The following is an 8,733-nucleotide window of genomic DNA, read 5'->3' on the forward strand; positions in this document are numbered from 1 at the left end:
TTACTTCCTCAAACGTGATCCAAGATTCACAAGCAAGAACAGTGCCACAAATAAAAGCGTGATGCTGGCACTCGCTGGTGTATCTGCAATATAAGACAAAATCAACCCACTAAACATCCCGATAAAGCCAATGATGACCGCAATCAGCATGACCCCACGGAAGTTCTTCCCTAATTTCAGCGCAATACTAGCCGGTAAGACCATGATAGTTGAAACCAATAACGATCCTGCTGCAGGAATCATTAAGGCGATAGCAACCCCTGTCACCACATTAAATAAAATGGACATGGTCCGGACCGGAAGGCCATCTACGAAGGCCGTATCTTCATCAAAAGTCAAAATATACATAGGCCGCAAGAATAAGGCCGTCAGCACTAATACAACGAAAGCAATCACAAACAAGGCGATCACCTGTTCATCCGTAATGGTTAGGGTAGAACCAAACAAATACTGATCCAAGCTCATCGAGCTTTTCCCACCACCACGCATCAGTACTAAAGCTAGGGCAAGACCAGTGGACATTAGAATTGCCGTCCCGATCTCCATAAAGTCCTTAAATAATGTCCGCAAATACTCAAGAAAAACCGCAGCTATAATGACAATGATCATAGTCGAGAGCGTCGGGGAGATTCCAAGGAAAAGCCCAAAAGCGACACCCGCAAGAGAAACGTGACTCAGCGTATCACTCATTAGACTCTGCCGTCTTAAAATTAAGAAAATCCCTAATACAGGAGAAAAAAGACTCATCGCAACCATAGCCAACAAGGCCCGCTGCATAAAATCATACTGGAATAAATCAAGCATGGTCACCCTCCCCTTCTGTATCATGGACGTTAAAACATCTCCAAGGAGAGCTCTGGTCGCGAACCAAATGAATATTCCGATCCGCAAATTGGTTAACCTCTTCAGGGTCATGTGTAATCATCAAAACAGATTTTTGATGGTGATGCGCACTGTGATGCATTAACTCATAAAAATCACTCTTTGTCATCGCATCCATCCCTGTTGTCGGTTCATCTAAAACAAAGATATCCGGATCTGAAGCAAACATCCGAGCAATGACAGCCCGTTGTTTCTGACCACCAGACAAAGAACCAATCGCCCGATCCTTGAACTCCAGCATCCCAACAGATTCTAAACTCTTCAGAATATGTTTTTCATCGTGCTCATTCAACTTTCGAAACCAGCCTTTACGAGGATACCGACCTGACTTCACAAATTCATAGACCGTACTTGGAAATCCAGCATTAAAACTAGCAATCTGTTGTGGCAAATAAGCAATCCTTAACTTCTTTCCCTTAACATTCGTCTTTGAAATCTCAACAGTCCCAACCTTGGGCTGTAAAATGCCAAGACTAGCCTTAATCAAGGTTGACTTAGCAGCACCATTTTCCCCGGTCAAGGTCACAAACTCCCCACTATCTAAGTAGTAATTGATCCCTTCTAAAACCGGTTCCCGATCATAATAAAACGATAAATTCGAAACCGTAATATACCTCAAACTATAACTCCTCTTCCAATAAATCTAAAAACCGCGAAATAACCCCTTGCTCATTCTTAGTAAACTTCGACAAAACATCCTCATAAGTGTGAAGGGTATGCTGATGGTGGTGCTGATGCTCTAATGCAATCGGCTTACCAATCTCAGTTAAGCGGTAATAGAGAACCCGAGCATCATTCTCATCGCGATAAGTCTCTAACATCCCCTGACTTAATAAGGGTTTCACAGCCTTCGTGATAGCCGCCTGACTGACATTCAATTTCTTAGCTAAGACAGAATTGGTTAGAGCTTCATCAGCAACCAGCATCAAAATATGTTCCTGAGTGTTGGTTAATGAAACACCACTTGTACAAGAACCAACTAAAATCTCATGCTGATTTTCTGATAACAATAAAATAGAATTTAAAAATCGATCGATTTTATTTGCAACTTCAGACAAAATAAACTCCTTCTAATTCACCAAAAGAAACTTTACCGGTTAATTATATCATAAAAAAGAAAAAAATAAAACAAAAAAAGGAGTAAAACTCCTTTATAATCTATACCGGCGGCCGGGGTCGAACCGGCACGTCCTTGCGGACACTGGATTTTGAGTTCCATAACTACATTATTTAAATCTTACAACCTTGATTTAATAGGGTTTTAAGCCTTTTGAATCTTGCAAAATAGACTCATTTTTCAAATTTTTGTAACTTTTTGGTAACCCGTTAAAGACACGGACTCATGCCCCAGATAAAGATAATTCAAATTAGATTACGTCTATCTATTTACTTACCTTTTATTTACTTTAATTCCTTTATCTCTTTTAGAATACTAAAAATATAGAAACTAAATAGAACTATATCTAGGAAATCAAACAAAAAGAAGCTTCTTTCCCCTAACAAGGAGGATATGGAACGTTATGTAGTTATCTTGTTTAAAGATTATAATTTCGTAAGTCGTTCTACCACACTCAACTTCCTCATAGTCATCCGAATTCCAAATTTCTTTTCAAGATAATTTGTGTTTAAACGTTTTTTTCGAGCATCACGTGGTAAATATAGGTAACAGCACTCGTGACCACCATAGAACTCTTCATCTCCAAAATTCTCTCTACTAAGTTCTGTTAGAGTACTTTCGGGAATCTCTTCGTTAGTAAAAACTAGATGAATACGAGAACTATCATAAGTACTATCAAATGGGTTTTCTTGAATAGCAATCTCTAATTGATTAATTTCTTTGATAATTATTGATAAATCAGCTCCAATTTTATCCAAAATCGTATCATGAACTAACTTTCTGATTTCTTCGTCAGATAACTCTGATTCTAACAGTATATTCCCACTCTGAATATATGTTTGAACATTTAAAAAACCAACTTCTGTTAGGATTTCTACTAAATAAGACATTTTGGGAATTCTATTGGTACCTGTTGGTGTTACTCCGCGAAGAAGAATAATCTTTTTCATACTAATGTCCTTGTGCATCTTTTTCTAAAGAGTTCATCATTTCAAAATAATAATGAGCATCCCCCGTTGAAAAATAATTAAACCATGCTTCTACTGTAGATTTTGAATATAGGCCTAACTCCTCGACAATGAGCTTAGTCCATGATAAAGATCCGGCTGAGCTAGCGGTAATAAGCTTTCCATCTTGAACTGCAATCTTATCTTTATAATAATCCTGCCCTCGATAATGTTGGCTCATCTGGGTTAAAAAGAATGAAGCATTACTTGTATGATATCGATTATCTAAAATTCCTTTTTCAGCTAATCCCAAAGTAGCGCCACAAATAGCTCCAACTAAAATATTTTCTTGCAATAGTTTAGAGGCTACTTCTAAAACATCATCTTGCTCATTATCCAACCAAGTATCACCTCCAATAAGCACTAGCGCAGCTGCATTTGCAGTATCTAAATCATATAGATTAACATCTGGAACAATTGTCATGCCTCCAGCAGTTTTTATAGACTTTTTCCCTTTAGAAACTGTTACTAATTTTACTTTAGCTTCTCCTAACATTGACTGTAAGCTTAGCGCCTGCATTAAATAGCCGTGTTCGAAATCAGCCATAGTATCTTGAATATACATATAAATATTTTTCATCATTCTTACTCCTCTTTGATAAATGATCGAACTATTAATTGTTTTTATTGTATCATATTTTATGTTTCGCTGTAATACCAATATTTTTTACTTCATCAGTAAAATAGCGATTTTTAGACATTAAACAACCTACGGAGGCTCACCGTAGGTTTGTATTTATGTTATCAACTTATGCAACGTTTCAACCACTTATCCTCAATACCACTGTGCTCCCGTTTAAAAGCAGAGTGAAGGATAATGACAAATAGTACCAACATCTAGAATGAATTTAGAAACTAAAAACAAATCATCAATCTGCATTAAAATAATCATAAACCTCTTTAAAAAGGGTATGCAATATTTCTTGCTCCTCTTCATCTAAATTATATTTAGAGACTAGCTCGTCCATATAGTCAAATGCAGTGAAATGATTTTTTATCCCATGCATGACAATAGCAAACTTCAGATCATTTAGATCTGTTTTATTAAACTCTTTTAATTTTTTCAAATCAATTTTAGTGATTGGATGCGGGACAACATCTAGAGTACTGTAAGTCGTTTTTCCTAATAAATAGTCGGTCGTGGTATCAAATAATTTTGCTAATTTGACAACCGCTTCTAAATTAGGCTCTAAAGTTCCGTTTTCCCAACGAGAATAAGTACCTTGTTGTACATCAATCATCTCAGAAACTTGTACCTGTGTTAACTTCTTACTCTTTCTCAGTTCCTTAAGACGATCTCCAAAAGAATTATTACTAAACATTGTATCCTCTTTAATATTCGATTCTGTATATTTTAGCTTGACAAAATATTCTAAACGGTATAAAATAGAATTATTCCATAAGGAATATTTATTTTGAGATTAAATATTCCATTGAGAATATTATATCATAAAAGGAGGTAAAAGCGTATGTAACTAATAGTTCGATTTAAAAAATTTTAATAAAGGAGGTAAGATTCGACAAAATAAAAAAATCTTGAAACAAATGTGCCATTCGTTCCAAGATCAAAACATATTATGTAACAATTATACCACAGAAAAGTCCTCAGTTGCACAAGAAAATTTCGGAGGTTTCACAAAAAGATGACCAATAAAGAGTTAGTCAATCAAATTTCTGGCCTAAACTCTACCTCTACTCTTAAAAATTGGATTCAACTGATTAAAGAGATAAGTGGCAAGGAATTTAAAAAAATTAAAATTCCTATCAGTAGAAATCCAAGAACTCGCCAATTAAGTTATACAGTTGCCTATGACTTTACAGACGAAGACCTTAGACAATTTCAAAAGTTAGCTAACCTAAAACTTGAAATAGGTCTAAAAGAGGCTATACAAGCCGTATTTGGGAGCCTAGCAGACAATGAGCAAGAATCCCTAAACCAAGTAATAGATGAGCTCTACGATGAACTGAGTACGTTAAAACAGGAATTTAAGCGAGAAATACGACTGATAAAAAATGAGAATGCCAGTCTAAAAAAGAAAATCCAAGATATTGAAGAGTCGATGCAAACCGGCTTACTAGGGTTTGTTAACAAGAGGTCAAAAAATAGGTTCGGCTAATAGCGAGTTTTCGGCTGAGCCAGGAGGCAGAAAGCCGAAAATGAGCGTAGATGCGGACGGACCATTTTTGACCGATAGGGTGTGTAGTAACACCACCCTCTGCAAGTTAGGTGTACCATCGAAAGAATTCAGTATTTCCAAGGGTTTCGGAGATTTTAAGAGTGGCAAAATTAGGCAAAAAGTTGAATCAAAATCTATGGCAAAAAATGAACATTTACGTTCTGTATTTGACTGGATTCAAATTCAGTTTGATAAGACTGAATTTTCGCCAAGAGAAATAATCGAAGACATTCTATTTCTTGATTATGACCTATTTATTGAGAATAAAGGGAGCCTTAAATACTATAACTATGATAGCCAGCTTCATCATGGGAATATCCGTATCTACTATGGAGCGAAAGAGTCGTCCTACATGCTTGTCATGTCAGGACAGGCACTCGAGTTCTTTAGAGATATGGTATTAGATCCAAATAGTCTGTCCGAAAGACAGTTTCTGAACAACCTCTACTACAATTACAATCAGTTTTCAGTAAGACGAATTGATATTGCAATAGATGATTTTAATGAAACACCCTATTTCACTCCTAATCAGCTTCTAAAGATTTGTCAGAAGAAACGCTTTATATATGGAAAAAGCACTTACTACAATACCTACGGAGATGAAACAATCGGCCAAACCTTATATTTGAGAAAACCCAATGATGATGAAAGACTTAGAATTTACGATAAACGCTTAGAACGAGCTGAGAAGCTCGGTATCAGCAAGCGGTATATAGAAAATTGGATAAGAACTGAGTTAGAACTTAGGAAAGAAAAAGCTCACTACTTCATTCAAGAATGGTTGCATTCAGAAATAGATCTTCTCAACTTTACCAAGGGATATCTCAAAGAAAAAGTGAGGTTCTATAGTGATAGTCATTTCTCAAAACCTTTGAGATCTTGGGAAAAGTTTTTAGGTCACTCAAAACCTGTCTCTATCATTATTTCAAAACCAAAAACAGAACTAGAACAAAAATTAGAATGGTTTACCTATAAAGGTTCAGGAGCTATTCTAAAAGCGTATAAATTTCTATACGACAATAACTTACTGCATGAGTATGAGAAAGCTAACTATCTCGCACTCAACAATATGGAATATCCACCAGATTTAGCAAGTGGATTAGTAGAAAGGGCAATACTCTTTAAAAGAGAGGATTTGATCCCCACAATCAAAGAAAATATCAAAAGGAGAAATTAACTATGGCAAAAATGCTTTCACAAAATGACTGGAATTTTAATAACATTGGAACAAAATTTGAATTGGATGAAGTTATTCCAAAATTTGAAACGGAAGTCCGAGCAGATGCAAACGGAGAAGTTATCAAAAACCGAGATGGTAGCGAAAGACGTTTTAATACCGATAAAATCATTGGTTGGAAATACAATGTCACGATCAAGGATGGACAATTCAAAAAGAAATCAACCCAAGTTTCAGTAGACAATCCAGAAGCTTTAGTTGATAATGACTATATCCAAGCAATGGATGAAGTACCAGTTACATTTGACAATTTACAAGCTACTATGATTAGTTCGACAATGTATTACAAAGCAGATGCTATCCATTTAGTAGATGTAAAACAAAAATAAGTATTAGACAAGGGGAGTTAATCCTCCCCTTACTTAATCTAATCAGAAAAGGAGATCACATGATTAAAACTGTAACAAAAGATGACCTTATCGAACTTGGATTTACTCCAGGAACTGCAAGAAAGATTATCCATACCGGCAAATTACTATTAGTTAATCGTGGTTTTAACATCTACGATAACAAACGGATAGGTACAATTCCAGCTAGTGTCGCTGAAGAACTACTAGGAATTGAACTCCAGAAAGAAGCATAATGAATGACTATTCGTAAAACTAAAAGTGGTAAATGGACCGTTGATGTTTCTAATGGTTTCCACCCCGTCACACAAAAAAGAATACGTATCATTCGAAAAGGATTAAAATCTAAAAAGGAAGCCCTAGAACTAGAACAACATATTCGAGTTGTAGAATTAAAAGAGAAACAATTTGACTTTATAGTGACAACGGATATGTTATTCGACTTACTTGAAGAAGATGATTTGAAAAATGGCAGAAAAGTAAGCTACACAAGTACACAAAGAAACAATTATGAGCGTCATATTAAGCCTTATTTTAAAGATACAAATTTAAATAAATTAACGTATGACCATATATTCGAATTTCGTGAATACCTAAAAACAAAACCTAAAAAACAAAATGAAAATGAAACATTAAGTTATAATACAATTAATAAAATTCTAATTCTACTTAAAAAAATTTTTGATACTGGTATAAGAAAATCCCTCATTGATAAAAATCCTGTTGAGAATCTGAGAAAATTACCAATTAGCAAGCCTAATATCAAATTTTGGAGTATAGAAGAATTCACAAGATTTAGAGAACTTATTCGAGATGATGAAATAAGCTATGACCTGTTTTTCGTAATTGCTTTCTTTACTGGAATGAGAATGGGAGAAATCCTCGCATTGAACTGGAATGATATAAACCTTTTAACAAATACGATTTACGTTACCAAAACGGTATACTTTGTCAATAATACAAGCTACATTAATACAACAAAAACACGTTCAGGAACTAGAAATATAACAATAAATCAGAAATTAGCAGAAATGCTAATAGATTGGAAAGTAAAACAAAAAGAAAAACTTGAGGAATTTACGAAAAATACTGAAGAACTTCAAATAATACAGAGTACACCAATAACAATTACAAAAAATATGATTGATAAGAAGTTTAAGCAAATACTAGAAAGGGATAAAGATTTAAAGAAAATAAGAATTCATGATCTGAGACACTCTCATGCATCATTACTTATAAATCAAGGAGAAGATTATCTTGTTGTCAAAGAAAGATTAGGACACGCATCTATTACAACAACAATTGATACTTATTCCCATTTGTACCCTAGCAAACAGAAAACATTGGCTAATAAACTTGATGATTTATTTTAAAATGGAAAAAATTGGTAACTCGACACACAACAAAGAAAAAAAGACAAGGTCCGAAAACCTTGTCTTTATTACTATACCGGCGGCCGGGGTCGAACCGGCACGTCCTTGCGGACACTGGATTTTGAGTCCAGCGCGTCTGCCAATTCCGCCACGCCGGCATAAATTTAACTGGGGTAGCTGGATTCGAACCAACGCATGAGGGAGTCAAAGTCCCTTGCCTTACCGCTTGGCTATACCCCAATAATAATATTAATAAATAGGCGAGTGATGGGGATCGAACCCACGCATGCCAGAGCCACAATCTGGTGTGTTAACCACTTCACCACACCCGCCATAATTATTAACACGGGCAGTAGGAATTGAACCCACACTGAAGGTTTTGGAGACCTTAGTTCTACCTTTAAACTATGCCCGTAAAGGATGGAAGGGGAGGGATTCGAACCCCCGAACCCGAAGGAGCGGATTTACAGTCCGCCGCGTTTAGCCTCTTCGCTACCCTTCCTGATTATTGAATTGATGGCGCGAGACGGAATCGAACCGCCGACACATGGAGCTTCAATCCATTGCTCTACCAACTGAGCTACCGAGCCAAA

At 35.9% G+C, this 8,733-nt stretch carries 11 protein-coding genes and 6 tRNA genes; 5 read left to right on the forward strand and 12 right to left on the reverse strand.

Going from position 1 to position 8,733, the window contains the following annotated elements; genetic code table 11:
* From H7T97_RS08305 to H7T97_RS08330, 6 genes are all read right to left on the reverse strand, one after another.
* A complete protein-coding gene (locus H7T97_RS08305; protein ID WP_003009676.1) occupies positions 1-804 on the reverse strand; it encodes a metal ABC transporter permease in 804 nt (267 codons plus the stop codon).
* Positions 797-1,501 carry a metal ABC transporter ATP-binding protein gene (locus H7T97_RS08310; RefSeq protein WP_201090024.1) on the reverse strand — a complete coding sequence of 235 codons (705 nt, stop codon included), beginning with the start codon at positions 1,499-1,501 and terminating at the stop codon, positions 797-799. The genes H7T97_RS08305 and H7T97_RS08310 overlap by 8 nt, the downstream gene beginning before the upstream one ends.
* Before the next feature lies 1 nt (position 1,502).
* Positions 1,503-1,940, reverse strand: a complete 438-nt coding sequence (locus H7T97_RS08315; RefSeq protein ID WP_003004547.1) for a zinc-dependent MarR family transcriptional regulator — start codon at positions 1,938-1,940, stop codon at positions 1,503-1,505.
* Positions 1,941-2,424: 484 nt separating this feature from the next.
* Complete coding sequence (locus tag H7T97_RS08320; RefSeq protein WP_201090026.1) at positions 2,425-2,949, reverse strand: DUF1697 domain-containing protein; 525 nt, start codon at positions 2,947-2,949, stop codon at positions 2,425-2,427.
* 1 nt (position 2,950) lies between these two features.
* A complete protein-coding gene (locus H7T97_RS08325) occupies positions 2,951-3,586 on the reverse strand; it encodes a DJ-1/PfpI family protein (protein WP_201090036.1) in 636 nt (211 codons plus the stop codon).
* Between the two features lie 289 nt (positions 3,587-3,875).
* Positions 3,876-4,328 carry a helix-turn-helix domain-containing protein gene (locus H7T97_RS08330; protein WP_061853398.1) on the reverse strand — a complete coding sequence of 151 codons (453 nt, stop codon included), beginning with the start codon at positions 4,326-4,328 and terminating at the stop codon, positions 3,876-3,878.
* Between the two features lie 321 nt (positions 4,329-4,649).
* On the opposite strand from H7T97_RS08330, the gene H7T97_RS08335 reads away from it, so the two are divergent.
* The 5 genes from H7T97_RS08335 to H7T97_RS08355 are packed head-to-tail and all read left to right on the forward strand — an operon-like array spanning position 4,650 to position 8,140.
* Positions 4,650-5,123, forward strand: a complete 474-nt coding sequence (locus H7T97_RS08335) for a hypothetical protein (protein ID WP_201090028.1) — start codon at positions 4,650-4,652, stop codon at positions 5,121-5,123.
* Positions 5,124-5,163: 40 nt separating this feature from the next.
* Positions 5,164-6,360 carry a replication initiation factor domain-containing protein gene (locus tag H7T97_RS08340; RefSeq protein WP_201090030.1) on the forward strand — a complete coding sequence of 399 codons (1,197 nt, stop codon included), beginning with the start codon at positions 5,164-5,166 and terminating at the stop codon, positions 6,358-6,360.
* A gap of 2 nt (positions 6,361-6,362) precedes the next feature.
* Positions 6,363-6,749 carry a hypothetical protein gene (locus tag H7T97_RS08345; RefSeq protein ID WP_201090032.1) on the forward strand — a complete coding sequence of 129 codons (387 nt, stop codon included), beginning with the start codon at positions 6,363-6,365 and terminating at the stop codon, positions 6,747-6,749.
* Positions 6,750-6,808: 59 nt separating this feature from the next.
* Positions 6,809-7,003, forward strand: coding sequence for a DUF3173 domain-containing protein (locus H7T97_RS08350; RefSeq protein ID WP_201090034.1), 195 nt, complete (start codon positions 6,809-6,811; stop codon positions 7,001-7,003).
* A gap of 3 nt (positions 7,004-7,006) precedes the next feature.
* Positions 7,007-8,140 carry a tyrosine-type recombinase/integrase gene (locus tag H7T97_RS08355; protein ID WP_049486504.1) on the forward strand — a complete coding sequence of 378 codons (1,134 nt, stop codon included), beginning with the start codon at positions 7,007-7,009 and terminating at the stop codon, positions 8,138-8,140.
* A 74-nt stretch (positions 8,141-8,214) separates the two neighbouring features.
* Here H7T97_RS08355 and H7T97_RS08360 read toward each other — a convergent pair.
* The 6 genes from H7T97_RS08360 to H7T97_RS08385 all read right to left on the reverse strand — a co-directional run bounded on the left by H7T97_RS08360 (position 8,215) and on the right by H7T97_RS08385 (position 8,730).
* Positions 8,215-8,298, reverse strand: a tRNA-Leu gene (locus H7T97_RS08360).
* A gap of 10 nt (positions 8,299-8,308) precedes the next feature.
* Positions 8,309-8,380, reverse strand: a tRNA-Gln gene (locus H7T97_RS08365).
* Between the two features lie 19 nt (positions 8,381-8,399).
* Positions 8,400-8,472 (reverse strand) — tRNA-His (locus H7T97_RS08370).
* Positions 8,473-8,484: 12 nt separating this feature from the next.
* Positions 8,485-8,555: transfer RNA gene (locus tag H7T97_RS08375), tRNA-Trp, on the reverse strand.
* A 6-nt stretch (positions 8,556-8,561) separates the two neighbouring features.
* A tRNA-Tyr gene (locus tag H7T97_RS08380) sits at positions 8,562-8,642 on the reverse strand.
* Between the two features lie 15 nt (positions 8,643-8,657).
* Positions 8,658-8,730, reverse strand: a tRNA-Phe gene (locus H7T97_RS08385).
* Between the last annotated feature and the right edge of the window lie 3 nt (positions 8,731-8,733).

The organism is Streptococcus parasanguinis, from assembly GCF_016648925.1.
In the GTDB taxonomy this organism is placed as follows: domain Bacteria; phylum Bacillota; class Bacilli; order Lactobacillales; family Streptococcaceae; genus Streptococcus.